Annotated in this window: 2 protein-coding genes; one reads left to right on the forward strand and one right to left on the reverse strand. The window is 63.4% G+C overall.

Annotation, left to right across the window (positions count from 1 at the left end):
• Positions 1–9 precede the first annotated feature (9 nt).
• Positions 10–1,164 (reverse strand): MFS transporter, encoded by a 1,155-nt coding sequence (locus tag F3I47_RS08445; protein ID WP_150028884.1) that lies wholly within the window; start codon positions 1,162–1,164, stop codon positions 10–12.
• A gap of 740 nt (positions 1,165–1,904) precedes the next feature.
• Here F3I47_RS08445 and F3I47_RS08450 point away from each other — a divergent pair.
• Entirely contained in the window at positions 1,905–19,616 is a 17,712-nt protein-coding gene (locus tag F3I47_RS08450; protein WP_150028883.1) for an Ig-like domain-containing protein, read from the forward strand.
• The last annotated feature ends 113 nt before the right edge of the window (positions 19,617–19,729 follow it).

Below are 19,729 nucleotides of genomic sequence, written 5' to 3' on the forward strand. Positions count from 1 at the left end.
GTACCTGAATTATCGCGCAACTCTTCGCGCACTGGCGGCTACCACTAACAGCAGCAGGGCGATCACTAAAAACGCGCCGCTGAGGCTGATCCATTGCGAAATGAATCCGATTAAAGCCGGACCTGAGAGAATACCCGCATATCCCAGCGTTGTCATGGCAGAAATCGCCAGGTTCGCGGGCATATCCTGTTGATTCCCGGCAGCATTGAACAACATCGGCACCGTATTGGATAAACCAAAGCCGACCAGCAGGAAAGCCAGCAGGGCGATCTCCGGCCACGGCAGCCACACCGCCAGCGTCATGCCCGCTGCGGCGGTCAGCGCCCCGGTTATCATGACCGGATAGCGGCCAAAGCGCTGGATGATTTTATCGCCGCTGAACCGCCCCAGCGTCATTGCCACGGAGAAGGTGGCATAGCCGAGGCCGGCATAGGCCGTTGACATCGCCGGGTTCTGCAGCAGCAGCAGCGCGCCCCAGTCGAGCACCGCGCCCTCTGCCAGAAAGAGAATAAAGCAGAGCAGGCCGAGAAACGCCACCCAGCCACGGGGGATCACCAGCCAGGGCTGGTCGGGCTGATGGAGACGCTCATTCATTAATACCGGGATGCGCCATAACAACAGCAGCAGCATCACGGCCATTACCACCAGCGTAGCGGCCAGCGGAGAGAACGACTGGCTCAGCAGCAGGCTGACCGTCCCCGCACCCAGAATGCCGCCAAGGCTGAAGAAGCCATGAAAGCCGGACATCATCGGCTTACCCGCCGCCTGTTCAACCTGAACCGCCTGATAATTCATGGCGACATCCAGCATGCCCAGCCCGGCGCCAAACAGCATCAGCGCGGCCGCCATCAGCAGATGCGAGTCCGCCGTGGCCAGCAGCGGCATCATGAGCAGCACTAACAGAGTGGAGAAACACATCACCCGACGGCAGCCAAACCGCGCAACCAGCGTGCCGGTGACCGGCATCGCCGCCAGTGAACCGATGCCGAGACAGAGCAGCAACGCACCCAGTGAGGCGCCGCTCAGCTGCAAACGATCACGGGCAAACGGCACCAGCGGTGCCCAGGCTGACATGCCTAACCCGTTGATCAGAAAGATGGTGCGGGTGCCCCAGTTCAGGCGGCTCTGCTGTTGATGTTGTTGTGCAGCGTCCAGTGCGGTCATAGGTCAGATTCATCAGTGATAAAGCGAAAAAGTGTAGCACCGGCCGGCAATCTGTGGCCGTCGCGCCTCTTATCAGCAGGGGTGCAGCACCCTCATCAATATGACAAAACCGGGAGTTTACCGATTTTTAATGCGCTGCGGATTTTTTCCAGAACTTTCCTGGCAGGGCGGGACGCCGCGCAGGTCGACTTAACTCAAATTTCAGTGCCGTTTTCAACGGGTTGTCTGCTTAAACGAAGCTGTCGGCTCGGTGGGAAATGCTGGCTGAATCGCATAACTAAAAAAATCTTTTCAGTGCCCTGAAGTTCTCAGAGTGGCGATATTTTAGCCGTTTTATGACATTTATGGAAACATCCCGCCACAAATTGACATGAAAAATCAAGGGTAAAGCGTTTTTTCGTGAACGTTTTATAGCAAGACTGACTTATGTAATAAAGATTAAATCATAATTAAATCTGTACATTGGTGTTGATTTTCAGCACGTTTAGGATAAAAGTTATTTTGTCAGAACCGCTACGTTTCGCGTCCGTCTGTACAACTTGATCTAACAATAAAAGCGTTTTTTTTCTGCCCGGACCAGGGTATCCGGCGCCGCTTGGCTTTGCCCTTACTACATACACCAGGTTAACGCGCTCGCTGTTTTTCAGTGGGTGAAACTAAGTGTGAATACCGCAAACGTAAAATAAATTTATGTTTATGGATTCAGTATATTAGCTAATCTGGTGGAGTAGAGGTTACAAATGGCAGAACTCACGCAAGGCCGTGTAGACATCATCTCGCGCGAAAACGGCACGCTCATCTCGCAGGCCACTCCCGGTTCATCACAATCCATTAACCTCACCGAGCCCAGCGTCGTGCGCATCAATGGCACCCGCGAACTGGTCACGCAGTATGAGCGCCAGGGAAATGACCTGGTCCTGCACATGCGTGACGGCAGCACCGTCCGCTATCAGAAATTTTTTGTTGATGATGCCGAGGGTAATCACAGTGAGCTGGTGTTCGATGATGGGGTCAATCCACCGGAACATGCCCTGTTCCCGCAGACCGCAGAAGGCACTGAACTGGCCTCCGGTTCCGTCACACCAACCTACGAATCACTGGAGAGCGTCGAGCCGCTGCTGCTGGCCGATAACACCAACGCCTCGATGGGTGTGATCACCGCAGGCGGTCTCGGCGTACTTGGCTTAGCCGGGCTGGCCGTGGGTCTGGGGGGTGGAGGCGGAGGCGGTGGCGGCGGAAATGACGGCGGCAGCGATCCCGGTACGAATCCCGGCACGGATCCTGGTACCGACCCCGGCACTGACCCCGGCACGCCGGGCAGCCCCGCCATCACGCTCAACACCTTTGCCGGCGATAATGTGCTGGATAATGCCGAAAAAACCACCGATCAGTTGCTGAGCGGTTCCACCAGCAATGTCGAGGCGGGACAGGTTGTCACGGTGACCCTGGGCGGCCAGACCTACAACACGACGGTGGGCGCTGACGGCAGCTGGAGCGTGACCGTGCCTGCTGCCGCGCTGGCGGCCCTGGCCGCCGGCTCTGCCACGATCGCAGTCAGCGTGACAAACGCAGCAGGCACCGCCGCCAGCGGGTCGCTGCCCATTACCGTGGCTGCTGCCGATCCGGGCACCCCTGCGACGCCCGCCATCAGCCTGAATCCTTTCGCCGGCGATAACGTGCTGGATAACACGGAAAAAACCACCCCGCAGACCTTATCCGGCAGCACCAGCAATGTCGAAGCCGGACAGATTGTTACCGTCACGCTCGGCGGTCAGACCTACAGCGGCACCGTTGCCGGTGATGGCAGCTGGAGCGTGACCGTGCCTGCTGATGCGCTCGCAGCGCTGGCATCAGGCACCACCACGGTGACGGCCACGGTCGCGAATCAGGCCGGTGCCTCCGCCAGTGGCAGCCTGAGCGTCAGTGTTGCAGCCCCTCTGACCCAGCCGGGGACGCCGGTCATTACCATCGATCAGTTTGCCGGCGATGACATTCTCAGTAATCCGGAGAAAAACAGCGCCCAGACGCTGAGCGGCTCCACCAGCAATGTGGAAGCGGGACAGGTTGTCACGCTGACGCTGGGTGACCAGACCTACAGCGCTGTGGTCGATGCCCAGGGCAACTGGAGCATTGCGCTGCCGCCTGCCGCGCTGAATGCCCTGGCCGCCGGAACGGTCACGATCTCCGCGGTGGTCACCACCCAGGCGGGCATTGAGGCCAGTGAAAACCGCGCGATCAGCGTCGATACGCCCGCCGTGCCGGGCGCGCCCGCCCTCACGCTGGATGATTTTACCGGCGACAATCAGCTGACTAACGCAGAAAAAACCAGCGATCAGACCGTGACCGGCAGCACCAGCAATGTTGAAGCCGGACAGATTGTTACCGTCACGCTGGGCGGTCAGACCTACAGCGGCAGCGTGGATGCGCAGGGCAACTGGAGTGTCACGCTGCCCCAGGCGGCCCTGAGCGCCCTGGCGGCCGGTGAAACCACGCTGACGGTGTCAGTCAGCGATGCAGCCGGTAACACCGTGACCAGCAGTCTGCCGATTACGGTAGAGGCCCCGGTGACACAGCCGGGCGACGTTACTCTGACCATCGATCAGTTCGCCGGGGATGACATCCTGAGCAACGACGAAAAAGGCACGGCGCAGACTCTCTCAGGCAGCACCACCAATGTCGAAGCGGGTCAGACGGTAACCGTTACCCTGGGGGGACAGACTTACCTTGGCACCGTGGATGGCAGCGGAAACTGGAGTGTGATTATCCCGGCCGCCGCCCTGAGCAGCCTGTCTGCGGGCAGCAATGCCATCAGCGTTACGGTCAGCAACCTCGCGGGGGCAACCGGCAGTGAAACCCGCGATATTGCGGTGGAAGCGCCTGCTACAGAACCTGGCGTGCCGGGGCTGATCCTGAATGATTTTGCCGGCGATAACCTGCTGAGCAACGACGAGAAGACGGTCGACCAGGCGGTCAGTGGCACCACCACCAATATCGAAGCCGGGCAGGTGGTCACGGTCACACTGGGCGGCCAGACCTACAGCACCACCGTGCAGGCGGATGGCAGCTGGAGCGTCACGGTGCCCGCCACGGCGCTCTCCGCGCTGGCAGCGGGCACGACCACGCTGACGGTTGCCGTCAGCAATGCGGCGGGCGACAGCGTGACCGCAACCCAGCCGATCACGGTAGACGCCCCGGCGACGCAGCCGGGGGCCGCCACGCTGACCCTCGACGCCTTTGCCGGGGATGACATCCTCAGCAACAGCGAAAAAGCCAGCGACCAGCTGCTGACCGGTACCACCACCAATATCGCAGAGGGCCAGCAGGTTACCGTCACCCTGAACGGGGAAACCTTTACCGCCACGGTCGGCGCGGATGGCAGCTGGAGCCTCACGGTGCCGGCCAGTTCTCTGGCAGCGCTGGCGGCGGGCAGCGCTACCCTGAGCGCCACGGTAACGGATCAGGCGGGGAACCCGGTCAGCGAAACGCGTGACTTCCTGGTGGAGTCCGCGGGCACCGCACCAGGCAACCCGACGCTGACCCTGAATGCCTTTGCTGAAGACAACGTGTTAAGCAATGAGGAGAAGCTGGAGGCGCAGGCCATCTCCGGCAGCACCACCAACGTCGAGGCGGGCCAGATTGTGACGGTCACGCTGGGTGGACAGAGTTACAGCGGAACGGTCAGCGCTGACGGCAGCTGGAATATTGCGATTCCGGCCGATGCGCTGGGCGCCCTGGCAGCAGGCCCGGCCTCACTGGTGGTGACGGTCAGCAATGCGGCCGGTACCTCTGTCAGCGACACGCTGGGTATCGTCGTTGAAGCCCCGGTGACGGAACCGGGCCAGCCGGTCATCACCCTCAATCAGTTCGCCGGTGATGATGTGCTGAGCAACGACGAGAAAGCCAGCGACCAGCTGCTGAGCGGCAGCACCAGCAATGTCGAGGCGGGCCAGGTGGTGACGGTGACGCTGGGCGACCAGAGTTACAGCGCCACCGTCGGGGCCGATGGCAGCTGGAGCCTGACCATCCCCTCCAGCGCCCTGGCCGCCCTGGCGGCGGGCAACGCGACCTTCAGCGCCAGCGTAACCACCCAGGCGGGTGTGGTCGCCAGTGAAGATCGGGTCATTGTGGTCGAAGCCTCACCGGAGCCGGGCGCACCAACGCTGACGATCGCTGTTTTTGCCGGCGACGACCTGCTCGACAACAGCGAAAAAGCGCTGGACCAGACGCTGTCAGGCAGCACCAGCAACGTAGAGGCGGGCCAGACGGTCACCCTCACGCTGAACGGGCAGACCTACAGCACCACCGTTCAGGCGGATGGCAGCTGGAGTCTGCCGATCCCGTCCGCTGCGCTGAGCGCACTGGCGGCGGGCACCACCACCCTGGTTGCCAGCGTGACCACGGCGGCGGGCGTTTCAGCCAGCGACAGCCGGGATATCAACGTCGCGCCTGCCGCAGGCGAACCGGGCGTGCTCACCATCGCTGAACCACTCAGTCTCGACGGTTTCCTTAACCAGCAGGAGGCTGTCAGCGATCTGATCATCAGCGGCTCGGCACTGGGCGTTAACCCCGGCCAGACGGTGCTGGTAGCCTTCAACGACAACACCTACAGCGCGGTGGTAAACAGCAACGGCTTCTGGAGCGTCACCGTTCCGGCCAGCGACCTCACCGGCATCACCGACGGGACAAAACTGATCTCCGCGACGGCCACCGATGCCAGCGGAGCGCTGCTGACCGACGCCGCACAGCTCAATGTGGTGGTGAACACGCTGCCGCAAATCACCCTGGATGAGAGTGCGATCAGCGATGGCATTCTGAATCAGGCGGAAGCGGGCAGCGACCTGACGATCGGCGGAAACACCGGTAAAGCCGTACCGGGCCAGCAGGTCACCCTGGAACTCAACGGGAAAACCTACAGCACCACGGTGAATGAGGACGGCAGCTGGAGCCTGACGCTGCCCGCCGCCGATCTCGCCTTACTGCCGCAGGGCGCTAACACGCTGACACTGACCGCGATCGATGAGGCGGGTAACCGTGTTGACCAGACGCTGGACTTCAGCGTCGATACCCTGCCACCGAATCTGATTGTGGCGGCGGTGGCAGGCGGAGATGGCATTCTTAACGGCGCTGAAGTGGCGGCGGGCGTGCCGGTCAGCGGTTCAGGTGCCGCGCCGGGCGACGTCGTCTCGGTCACGCTGAATAACCTGATCTACAGCGCCACGGCAGATGCACAGGGCAACTGGACGGTGGATCTGCCCGCGGAGGATCTGCAGGCGCTGGCTGAGGGCAGCAGTTATACGCTGGTGGTCACCCTGACGGATGCCAGCGGCAATACGGTCAGCCAGTCGCAGACGCTGGCCGTCAGCACCCTGTCGCCGGATGTCTCAGTTAACGCGCCGGGCGGTGACGGTGTGCTGACCAGTAATGAACTGACCCAGCCGCTGCTAATCAGCGGAACCGGCACCCCAGGCGATCGGATTACGGTTGAGTTAAACGACAAAACCTACAGCGCGCTGGTTGACGACAATGGCAACTGGAGTGCGCAGGTGCCGGTGGCCGATCTGGGCACGCTGACCAATCAGACCTATCCGGTGACGGTCACCGTGACCGATCCGGCGGGCAACAGCAGCGTAGAGAACACGTCACTGCGGGTTGCCAGCGCAGTGCCTGCGCTGACGCTGGATGCGATCAGCGACGATGGCGTCATCAACGTCATCGATGCACAGCAGCCGCTGATCGTCAGCGGAAGCGGCGACGCGGGCGATACGATCAGCGTGACGCTGAATAACCAGACCTACACCGCCGTTGTGGCGGAGGGGGGCCGCTGGAGTGTCACCATTCCGGCATCCGACCTGGCCGCTGTTCCTGACGGAGCACAGCCGCTGGCAGTGGTGGCGACGGATGGTGACGGGAATACCACGCTGATCAACAGCGCTCCGATCTTTGCGACTACGCCGCCGCAGTTGACCGTCTCCACACCGGGCAGTGATGGTTACATTAATATTGCGGAACATAGCCAGGATCTGACGATTGACGGGCGCGGAGGCGTGCAGGGCGACACGGTTTCGGTGAGTTTCAATGGCGAAACCTACACTGCCACCGTGGATACCAGCGGCGCGTGGCAGGTTACGGTGCCTGCGGCGGTCGTCAGCCAGCTGGGCGATGCCCGCTATCCTGTGGATGTAGTGCTCAGCGACGCGTATGGCAACAGCAGCAGCGTCGCCTCCAGCGTGACGGTACTGGCGGCCGCATCGCCGGTCCTGACCCTGGATCCTGTGACCGGCGACAACCAGATCGACAGCGCGGAACAGCGTGTTGATACACTCATTACCGGCAGTGTGACCGGCGTACCGGCAGGCCAGCCGGTTGTGGTAACCATCAATAACCAGTCTTATGATGGCGTGGTGCAGGCAAACGGAAGCTGGAGCGTGACGCTGCCTGCCGGATCGCTGGGAGGCGCGGGCGACAAGCCCTTTACCGTGGCGATCACCGATGTGGCTGGCAACCCGGCGCAGCCCGCGCAGGGGCTGATCACCGTGGTCACCAGCGACACGCCGCTGCTGTCGATTGCGCCGATAAGTGAAGATAACGCGCTGAATGCGCTGGAAGCGCAGAGCGATCTGATCCTCAGCGGCAGTTCCGCCAGCCTGCCTGAAGGCAGCCCGGTCAGCGTGACGCTGGTGCCGGGCGGGACCGTTTACAGCACCACCATCGATCCGGACGGTAACTGGACGGTTACCGTGCCCGCCGCCGATCTGGCGAACCTGTCGCAGGGTGACACCACGGTGACCGTTACTTCCGGCGACGTGCAGAGCAGCCAGACGCTGCTGGTGGCAACCACACCGCTGGCAGCCCCGCAGATTGATACCCCCTTCACTGACGGCATCCTCAGCAATAACGAGGCCACCGCGCCGCAGACCCTGACCGGTTCCGTCACGGAAGGCCAGGCCGTCAGCGTCACTCTGGGCGGCGTCAGCTATCCGGCAACGGTCGCGGCGGATAACACCTGGAGCGTCACGCTGCCGCCGGAAGCGCTGCAGGCCCTTGCTCAGGGCAGCAACCCGATTACCGTAACGGTGAGCGATAGCGCGGGTAACAGCACCAGTATCAGTGAACCGCTGACGGTGGATACCGGCACACCGGCGCTGACCGTGAACCCGATTGCCACCGATGGCGTCATTAACGCGGCGGAAGCCGCCGCCGACCTGATCGTCAGCGGTACCGCTGCGCCGGGCAGCAGCGTCAGCCTTGTGCTGGGCGGCGAAACCTATAACGCCGTCGTGGCCGCCGATGGCAGCTGGAGTGCAACGCTGCCCTCCGCCGATCTGAGTCAGCTGGCCGATGGCCGTTACGATCTCAGCGTCACCGTAACTACCGTGGGCGGCAACGTCGCCACCACGCCGGTGCCGGTTACCGTCGACACCAGCGTGCCGGACTTCAGCATCAATCCGCTAGCGGGCGATGGTGTGCTGAACCTTGCTGAACAGGCGGCCGGGTTCAGTTTCAGTGGTGCAGGCAGTGAGGGCGACCAGGTCAGCCTGACCCTGAATGGCGTGACCTACACCGGCACCGTCGGCGCAGACGGTCTCTGGACTCTGGTCGTGCCGCCTGCGGCACTGGCCGGTCTGGCCAGCGGAAGCAGCTATCCGGTTGTGGTGACGGTGACCGATGCTGCCGGTAACAGCAGCAGCCAGAACAGTTCGCTGACCGTCGACACGACGCCGCCTCCACTGGTGGTTGCGCCGATCAGTGAGGATAACGCGCTGAGCGTCGGCGAACTGGCAGAACCGCTGGTGGTCAGTGGCAGCGGACAGAACGGCGACCTCGTGATGGTTCAGCTTAATGGTCAGACTTACAGCACCACCGTCGGGGTGAACGGTCAGTGGACGCTGGAGATCGCGTCTGGCGATCTGGCAGCGCTGCCGTCCGGCCCAAATCCCGTCACGGTGACCGAAACGGACGCCAGCGGAAATCAGAGCAGCCAGGTGGTGGATCTCAATGTAGCCACCTCGCCAGCGGTGCAGCCGGAACTTAGCGTCGACAGCAGCACCTTTGCCGGTGACGGTATCGTCACCGCCGCGGAGCAGTTACAGCCGATTACCCTGCGCGGCAGCAGCCTCAACGTCGAGCCGGGTCAGCAGGTCACGGTTTCACTGAACGGCACCGATTACAGCGGGGTGGTTGAGGCGAGTGGCAACTGGAGCATCATTCTGCCAGCGGGCGCGCTGGCGGATCTGGGCGAGGGCAGTCAGACGCTGATTGTCAGCGTGAACAACGCCGTCGGTAACAGCGCTAGCGCGCCGCTTAACTTCAGTGTGGACAACACACTGCCCGCGATTGCGCTGGCACCCGTCAGCGACGATAACTATCTGAATGCAGGCGAGCTGAACGGCCCCGTCGTCGTCAGCGGCAGCAGCAGCGGTCTGCCTGCGGGAAGCCTGGTCACCGTTGACGCCAACGGGACGCCGTTCACCACCACGCTTAACGCCGATGGCAGCTGGAGCCTGACATTACCGGCAGGCACCTTCAGCGGCGTGGCGGATGGGCCGCAGACCCTGACCGCCACGGTCAGCGATGCAAACGGCCAGCCGCTGGCGACCACTGACACCACCCTGACGGTCGTGGCCAGCGCGCTGCCGGTCGCGACACCGGGCGTGGCCTTTGATGATGGCATTGTGAATAGCGGGGAAGCCGCAACCGGGGGAGCTATCACCGGTAACACCGGCGTAACGGGTGACGGTCAGACGGTCAGCATTACCCTGGATGGTGTCAGCTACAGCGGCACGGTCGATGCTGCGGGCAACTGGCAGGTCACGGTTCCGGCTGGCGCACTCGCTGCGCTGCCGCAGGGCGACACGGCTTACAATGTGGTGGTCAGTGATGTGGCGGGCAACAGCAGCCAGGCGACAGGCACGCTGCGGGTCGATACGCTGCCGCCGGTGCTGACCGTTGTCACGCCGTCCGACGGCATCATCAACGCCGCTGAAAGTCAGCAGCCGCTGACGCTGAACGGCAGCAGCGAAGCCAATGCACTGATTGTGGCCAGCTTCAACGACACCAGCCTGAGCACCACCGCTGACGCCAGCGGCAACTGGTCGCTGACGCTGCCCGCCACCGTCTACAGCGGGCTGGTTAACGGCAGCTATCCACTGACGGTTACCGCCAGCGATGCGGTTGGCAACGCCACCACCACCAGCCGCGATCTGGCGCTGAAAGTGGAGGCGGGCACGCTGCCCACGCTGGCCCTGGATGCCTTTGCCGGCAACAATGTGGTCGATGGCGCGGAACGCCTCACCGACCAGCGGCTGAGCGGCACGACAACCAATGTCGAGGCGGGCCAGCTGGTGACCGTCACGCTTGACGGAACGGTCTACAGCGCCGCCGTACAGGCCAGCGGGGCCTGGAGTCTGATTGTGCCAGCCGGCGCGCTGGCTGCGCTTGCCGATGGCAGCGCCACATTTACCGTGGCGGTCAGCGACGTGGCGGGTAACACCACCACCAGCAACCTCGCTTTTGACGTCAACAGCAACGCGTCTGGTCTGGCGCTGGATGCCATCAGCGAAGATAACTACCTCAATGCACAGGAGCTGAGTCAGCCGCTGATAGTCACCGGCACCGCGGTAAACGTGCCGGCGGGCAGTACCGTCACGCTGCTGTTCAACGACACCGCTTACACCGCCCAGGTTTCGGCCAGCGGGCGCTGGAGCGTTATCGTTCCGGCGGAGGCACTGACGGCGCTCGCCGATGGACCTTACACGCTGACGGTTACCGCGACCGATAGCGGCGGAGCAACCCTCAGCAGCGAAGCTACGCTCAGCGTGCTGGCGACCGGCCTGCCGGAACCGCTCATCGTCTCGGCGTTTGGTGATGGCGCGCTCAACAGCAGCGACGTTACCGCGGCACAGAGCCTGAGCGGCACCACCGGCGTAACGGGCGATGGACAGAGCGTCAGCGTGCTGCTGAATGGCGTGACCTACACCGGCACCGTCGACGGCAATGGCAACTGGCTGGTGACCGTTCCCGCGACGGCGCTGGCTGACCTGCCGGAAGAGACCCTCAGCTACACCGTCACGGTGCAGGATGCCGCCGGTAACACAGGCAGCACCCAGGGCAGCGTCACGGTGGATCTGACGCCACCGACGCTGACGCTGGCGGCCGTCGCGGATGATGACATTGTGAATATCGCAGAGAGCACCGGACCGATCGTGCTCAGCGGGACGACCAGTGCCGAAGCCGGACAGACGGTCTCCATCACCCTCAACAACCAGCTCTATACCACCACCGTGACTCAGGATGGCGACTGGAGCCTGACGCTGCCAGCCGGGGCGCTGGCCGGTATCCCGGCCGGGGCCTATACCCTGACGGTAACGGTCAGTGATGCGGCGGGTAATCCGGTGACGGAAACCCGTGACATTACGCTGGCGACCGGCGCGCTGTCGGTGACGATTGATACCCCGTTCGGCAACGGTTATCTGAACCAGAGTGAGACCGGCGTCAGTCAGACCCTGAGTGGCAGCACCGGCGTCACCGGTGAGGGGCAGACGGTCACCGTCTCCCTGGGTGGCGAAGAGTATCCCGCCACGGTGGATGCACAGGGCAACTGGACGCTGACCCTGACGCCGGAGGCGGTGCAGACGCTGGACGAAGGGGTGAATACCCTGGTGGTGAATGCCAGCGATGGGGCCGGAAACAGCGGTTCGCTGACCAGTGCGGTCACGGTGGATCGGACGCCGCCTGCGCTGAGCCTGGACCCGATCAGTGACGATAATATTGTTAACGCTCTGGAAGTGCTGGAAGCCGTCACCATCAGCGGCAGCGCGTCAGCGGAGGATGCCGGACAGACGGTCACCGTCACTTTCCAGAACAGTAATTACACCACTCTGGTGCTTTCTGATGGCAGCTGGCAGGTGACGCTGCCGGCCAGTGTGATGCAGGGACTGACCGATGGCGGCTACCCGGTCAGCGTAACGCTGACGGACGCGGCAGGCAACAGCAGCAGCGCGACCGCCACCCTGACGCGTGATGCAGACAGTGCCGGCCTGCCGACCCTGACGATCGGGCCGATCAGCGGTGACAATTTCCTGAATCAGGCTGAGTCGCTGCAGGATCTGAGCATCAGCGGCAGCAGCACCAATCTGGCCGAGGGCCAGCTGGTCACGGTGACGCTGAACAACGTTCAGTACAGCGGCACGGTGACACAGGATGGCAGCTGGACGGTAACCGTGCCGGCCGCCGATCTGGGCGCGCTGCCGGATGGCGATCAGCTGCTGGTGGTGGTCTCTGCGGATGCCTCCGGCAACCCGGCCAGCAGCAGCGCCTCACTGGTGGTGCTGGCCAGCGCCCAGGCGCAGCCAACGCTGACCCTGGACGTGGTGGCTGGGGATGATGTGATCAATGCCAGCGAGGCCGCCTCGGATGTGGTGGTCAGCGGTAGCAGCACCCAGCTGGCCGCGGGCACCCCGGTGACCGTGTCGTTTAACGGAACGGACTATGAGACGACGCTGGACGCTGACGGCAACTGGACGGTGACTCTTCCCTCCACCGCCTTTGCCGGCGTGACGGCGGGCAGCACGGAGACCCTTACCGTGACCGCCAGCGACATTGCCGGGAATCCGGCCACTGCCAGCCAGACGGTGACGTTCAGCACCACACCGCCAGCACTGACGGCGATCACCGTCAGTACGGGTGACACCCTGAACTTTGCGGAGTCGCTGGAGGATATCAGCGTCAGCGGTTCCACCACGGGGGCCCTGCCGGTGACGGTGACGCTGAATAATGTCAGCTACAGCACCACGGCCGATGCCGACGGTAACTGGTCCGTCACCATCCCGTCAGCCGATCTGCAGCAGCTTGCAGATGGTGCTAACGCGATCGCGGTTTCCGTCACCGACGCGGCGGGCAATACCACCACGGATACCACCACCTCGCTGGACGTGGCGTTTAATACGCTGCCTGCGCTGACGCTGGATACGCCGTTTGGCGATGCGCTGGTCAGTGCTGCGGACGCTGCGGGCGCGCTCACGCTGAGCGGCGACAGCACCAATCTGCCGGAGGGCAGCCTGATTAGCATCACCATTGGCGGGCTGGATTTCAGCACCACGACCAATGCCAGCGGCAACTGGACGCTGAATCTGGCCGCGGGCGCGCTGTCAGGGCTGGACGATGGCGTGACCGACGTGGTGGTGACTGCCACCGATGCAGCAGGCAATCCGGCCCAGGTGACCGCCGGGGTTGAGATCCTGCAGGCTGCGCCGGATAACGCCACCTTTGACAGCACGTTGTTCGGCGACAACATCATTAACATCAGTGAAGCGGGTGTCGTTCAGCTTGTCACCGGGACATCGGACCCTCTCCCGGGCCAGACCCTGAGCGTGACGGTAGGCGATCAGAACATCCCGCTGTCCGTGACGGTGGATGCCAGTGGCAACTGGACAGCCAGCCTGACGCCAGAGGTGATCGCCAGCCTGGGGGCGGGTGAACAGACGCTGACTCTCACCACCACCGATCGGGCAGGCAATACCAGCGTCACGACCCAGACATTTGTCTCGGCGATTACGCCGATTGCGGCGCCCACGCTGGACACGCCCTTTACCGATGGAAGGCTCAATGCGGATGAGGCGGCCGCAGGGGGTTCACTGAGCGGCGCGGTCAGCATTGATAACGCGGCGTCGGTGACGGTAAATGTGAATGGCTCCGTCTACGCCGCCCAGCTCAGCGAGGATGGGACGCGCTGGTCGCTGGCGCTGTCACCGGCGCTGTTGCAGTCCCTGCCGGATGGCAGCTGGCCGGTGACGGTGACCGTCACCGATGAGGACGGCAACATTGCCAGCACCAGCGGCAGCCTGCTGGTCGCTGTTAACGCGCTGCCGGACGTCACGCTGAACCTGCCGTTCGGGGATGGTGCGCTGAATGCTGAAGAAGCGCTCAGTGAACAGACGCTCAGTGGCACCACCGGCATTACCGGTGCCGGGCAGACGGTCTCGGTACTGATTTCAGGCTTTAACGGCGATGCGCCGCTGACGGCCACGGTGCAGGACGATGGCAGCTGGTCTCTGGCGCTGTCGCCTGCGCAGTTAAGCACCTTCACCAGCGGGGCGCACACCATCACCGTGACCGCCACCGATGTCGCCGGTAACAGCGACACGACGGCGCTGAGTGTGGTAACGGAAGTGGCGGTGCCGGTGCCGACCTTCAGCCCGGATGCCTTTGGCGGCGACGGCCTGCTTAACATCAGTGAAGCGGCGGCTGGCGTGACCCTGACCGGCACCACCGGCAGCGTCGGGGCAAACCAGGCGGCCAGCATTACCGTTGATTTCAATGGCAGCCGTTATTCGGGTGTCGTTGACAGTAACGGGAACTGGCGCGTCACGATCCCTGCTAACGCGCTGAGTGCCCTGGATGATGGCGCGCAGACGCTGACGGTGAACGTGGTGGATGCGGCAGGCAACAGCGCCTCGGCGCAGCTGCCGTTCACCGCCGATCTCAGCGCACCTCAGCCTGCGCTCAATCCGGACTACTTCGGGGGCTATGTTAATGCAGCTGATGTGGCAGGCGGCATTACCCTGGGCGGCACCACGGGTGTCAATGAGACGGTGCAGCTCACGCTGGCAGGCACAGTCTATACCGCGACTGCGGATGAGAACGGCAACTGGTCGGTGCCGCTGACGACGGCGCAGCTTTCCGCGCTGGCGGATGGCACCTATCCGGTCATCATCACGGCCACGGACGCGGCGGGTAACAGCACGACGCTTAACAGCGCCTTTGTGCTGGACAAAACCCCACCCGTGCTCACTGCCTCGCAGTTCACCGGCGACAACGTGCTGAACTACGCGGAGAGCATTCAGCCGCAGACGCTTACTGGCACCGCAACGGGAGCAGGGACGGGCGCAGTGGTCACCGTCTCGCTGAATGATACCCCGCTTGGCACGGCAATAGTGGCGGCCAACGGCAACTGGAGTCTGACGCTGACGCCAGAGCAGATGGCCACCTTCGGGCCTTCCACCACGCTGGCCTTGGCGGTGACCGATCTGGCAGGCAACCTCGCCACCGGCTCCGTTCCGCTGACGGTCGATCTGACCCCACCGCCCGGCCCGCTGGTGACACTGGGCACCGTGTCGGGCGACAACATCATCAGCACCCAGGATGTCGCGGGGGGCGTGGTGGTGAGTGGCACCTCGGCCAATCTCGGCACCGGTGGCACGGTGACGGTGCTGATCAATGGCACGAGCTACCCCACCACGCTGGATGCGTCAGGCAACTGGTCAACGGCGACCCTGCCGGTCAGCGCGTTTGGCGAAACAGATGGCAGCGCGACCGTCACGGTAAATGCGACGAACGGCACGGATACCGTCAGCGTCAGCAATAACATCGCGATTGACCTGACGCCACCGACGCTGAACCTGGATAACTTTGCAGGCGACAATCAGGTCAACGGCAGTGAAAGTGCCACCAGTCAGACCATCAGCGGCACCGCCGATGTCAGCGAAGCCGGTCGCACGGTGCTGGTGACCTTTAACAACAAAACCTACAACGCGGTGGTGCAGGGGGATGGCAGCTGGTCGGCCACGGTGCCCGCCAGCGATATGCAGGCGCTCACCAGTGGCAGTTCGCTGCAGATCACCGCGCAGCTGGCGGATGTGGCGGGCAACGTGACTACGGCGACACAGACGGTCACGGTGGATACCGGGGCGCCCGTGTTGCAGGTGGATGCCCTGGCGGGCGATAACGTCCTCAATGCCACGGACCTGGTGACCACGCAGGTGCTCACCGGCAGTGCGCAGGGCGCAGAAGGCCAGACCATCGGCCTCTACCTGGGCGATGCCGCACCGATTGCCACCGCTATTGTCGGAGCCGACGGCCGCTGGAGTATCGATCTGACGCCGGAGGTGCTGACGAACCTCACTGAGGGCGCGCTGGTCTTTGGCGTGCGGGTCAGTGACACCGCCGGGAACCAGACGGATGCCACGCTGACGGTCAACAAAGTGGTCAACAGTGCGCTGACGCTGGTCGTCGATTCGGTCTTCGGCGACGGCACACTCAGCGCGCTGGATACCACGGTGGCGCAGACCATCTCCGGGGTGGCGACCTCGGCGGGCGTCGGTGCGACGGTCTCCGTGGTGCTGGGCGGTACGACGCTCTCGGCAGCGGTGGGGCAGGATGGTAAATGGGCTATCGTGGTGCCGCCGTCGGTGCTGGGTCTGTTAAGCGATGGTCAGCTGGACGTTGACGTCACGCTGACGGATGCGGCAGGCAACACCCGTACCGTGGGTGAAACCGTCACCGCGATTGTCGATGCGGTGCCGGTCGTCAGCGCGCTCACCGGGCTGTTTGGCGGTGATAACCTGCTGAACATCGCGGAAGCCGCTGCCGGACAGGTGGTGGGTGGCGTCATCGACAATGCGGCGGTGGGTTCACAGGTCACCGTGACCCTGGGCAGCAGAAGTTACAGCACTACCGTGCAGGCGGGCGGTGCCTGGAGCGTTAACCTGCCGGCCAGCGATCTCACCTCCCTGCTGGATGGCAACCTGACGCTGGGCGTCAGCGTCCGGGATGTGGCGGGTAACGTCGCCTCCGGCAGTGCCACGGTCGGCATCTTCACCCAGACGCCATCCATCTCGCTGACTTCGCTGTTCGGGGATGGGGTGCTTAATCTGGCGGATATCGCGACCGGGCAGGTGATCAGCGGGGTGGTAAATAACGTCGCCCAGGGCAGTGTCGTCACACTCTCGGTGGGGAACAGCCAGCTGACGGCTACCGTCGGCGCGGGCGGGGCCTTCAGCGCCACGGTCACACCGGATATCCTGGGCACCCTGGCGCAGGGGAACCTGACGGTAGGGGCATCGGTGACCGATGCGGCGGGTAACACCGCCAGCACCAGCGCCGGCATCCGCGTCGACACGCTGCTGCCGACCATCACCATCAATCCGCTGTTTGGTGACGGTCTGCTGAACGTGGCGGATGCGCTGGTCACCCAGGTGATCGGCGGCGTGGTGGGCGGCGCGGAAGCGGGCTCACGCGTGGTGGTCTCCGTAGGCGCCCAGCAGTTTGTGACGGCGACCGATGCGAACGGTAATTTTAACGTCTCGCTGACGCCGACGCTGCTGCAGGGCATTGCGGACGGCAATCTCACGGTGGGCGTGAGCGTCACCGACAGCGCCGGTAACACCAGCAGCGCCACGGCGGGGGCACTGGTCGGCATTCACAACGTGCCGAAAGTGACGCTCAATCCGCTGTTTGGTGACGGGGTGCTCAACCTGGCCGAGTCGCTGGTCACGCAGACCATCAGCGGCACCGTCTCCGGCGTGGCCGCGGGCAGCAGCGTCAGGCTGGCGATAGGCAACACCACCGCGACCGCGCTGGTCAACGCCGACGGCACCTTCTCAACCACCGTCTCACCGGCCGTGCTCTCGACGCTGCTGAACGGTAACTTCACCGTCAGCGCCTCGGTCACCGATCCGGTCGGCAACGTCAGCAGCACCAGTGCAGGCGTTTCGCTGGGACTGGTTCAGCCGACCCTCTCGGTTAACACGGTATTCGGCGATGGCGTGCTGAGCGCGGCCGATCTGGCCTCAAACCAGACGCTGAGCGGCAGTTCCAGCCTCTCTGCGGGGGCAACCGTCAGCGCCACGCTAAATGGCATTACCTACACCACCAAGGTAGCCAGCGGCGGTAACTGGAGCATCAGCGTGCCGAAAGCGGATCTGGTTGCGCTGACGGACGGCAGCAAAACCGTGACGGTGACCGGTACGGATGCCTACGGCAACGTGGCGAATGCCAGCGGCTCGCTGAACGTCATCAGCCAGTCGACGCCGGTGGTGGCGATTACCTCGCTGTTTGGCGACGGCGCGCTCAGCGCGGCGGATGTGAAAACGGCACAGACCATCAGCGGCACCGCGAGTAACGCCGAGGGATCGGTGGTGCGGGTCACGCTGGGCGGCCAGACCTACAGCACCACGGTGAGCAGCAACGGCAACTGGAGCCTGTCGGTTCCGGCGGCCAGCCTCGCCGCCATTGCGGATGGACTGCAGACCGTGACGGCCAGCGTCACCAACGGCGCGGGCAGCAGCGGCACCATCTCCGCGTCGCTGGGTGTCGTCAGCCACACCACGCCAACGGTCAGCGTTAGCAGCTTCTTTGGCGGCGATGGCTACCTCAATATCGCGGAAGCCAGTGCGGCGGAAACCATCAGAGGCACCAGTACTAATGCGGCGGGCGGCACGGTGACGGTAAACGTGGCGGGTAACATTCTCACGACCACCATTGGTGCCAATGGCGCATGGAGCGTCAGCGTGCCGTCAGCGACGCTGAAAAGCATCCCCGATGGCAGCCGTCCTCTGACGGTGACGGTGACAGATATTGGCGGTAACACCGCCACCAGCACCAGCAGCTTTACCGCGCTGTCGCATAATCAGCCGGTCGTGGGGGTCGATCCGGTGCTCAGCCTCGTCGGTTCGCTGCTCACCGGTCTGGTGGTGCAGGGCGGATCGCTCAATGCGGCGCAGGGATCAAGAGTCAGCGTGACGCTGCTGCTCGCCAACGGCAGCAACGGCCCAACGCTGAATACCACCACCGACGCACTGGGGCGTTATGCCGTCAACTTCTCACCGTCACTACTGTCGGTGGGTGGCCTGCTGCTGTCGCTCAACACGCTGGCAAAAGTGTCGATCACCGACGTGGCGGGTAACAGCTACACCACCACCAACACCCTGCTGCTGGGTTCTGTACTGCCGGTCACCCTGGCCGCTACCGAGTCCGTGGCCCTGTTCTCGGTGGTGGATGACAGCGCCACGGTGGCCAGCACGGAGACGCAGCATAACAGCAGCACCAGCAGCGATGACGGCAGCGCCCATGTGGCCGTGGCCTCTACGCTGGTGACCGACGCGGATGTTGCGACGCCGGTCAGCAGCAACCAGAGCGCCGTGGTCAGTGACACAGCGGTGGCTGCAGCCCCGGCCGAAGAGGCGGGTTACACCATTGGCGGGGTAGTCATTACGCTGGCGGATGGCAGCACGGCGCAGGGGGCCTCGGTTACCGGCAGCAGCGGCGCGGATACCGTGACGGTCAGTGACCTCAGCTTTACCCATATTGATGGCGGCGCAGGCACCGATACCCTGGTGCTGAACGGTGAGAACCTCACTCTGGATCTCACCGCGCTGGGCCTGAAAGTCGAACACATTGAAGTGCTCGATTTGGGTAAAACCGGCACCAACTCGGTGAAACTCGATCTCAATGAGGCACTCAATCTGACGGATAAACAGAGTGACGATTTGCTGATCAAAGGCGCGGACGGCAGTCAGGTGACTCTGGCTAACAGCAATGGCGGTATCTGGGAAGTGACCGGCGAACGGACGGTGGATGGCAGAGTCTTTGAGATCTACCACAACTCGACGCTGACCAGTGATAACACCCTGGGGGATGTGCTGGTACAGCAGAACCTGCAGGTCCATGTGATGTAGCCACGACGTTGTCTGTCAGGCGGTTCTGAGGCGCGGGTGCGAAAGCACCCGCTTTTTTTGCGTCAGCTCCGTGATAATTTCACTTTCCAGATTTTCGCCACTATTCATTAGCG

Source organism: Pantoea sp. M_10 (assembly GCF_008631515.1).
GTDB classification, from domain to species: domain Bacteria; phylum Pseudomonadota; class Gammaproteobacteria; order Enterobacterales; family Enterobacteriaceae; genus Pantoea; species Pantoea anthophila.

What these genes read in the sequence shown, in the direction of transcription:
- F3I47_RS08445 (WP_150028884.1), bottom strand. Translation starts at nt 1,164, where the DNA reads ATGACCGCACTGGACGCTGCACAACAACATCAACAGCAGAGCCGCCTG.
- F3I47_RS08450 (WP_150028883.1), top strand. Translation starts at nt 1,905, where the DNA reads ATGGCAGAACTCACGCAAGGCCGTGTAGACATCATCTCGCGCGAAAAC.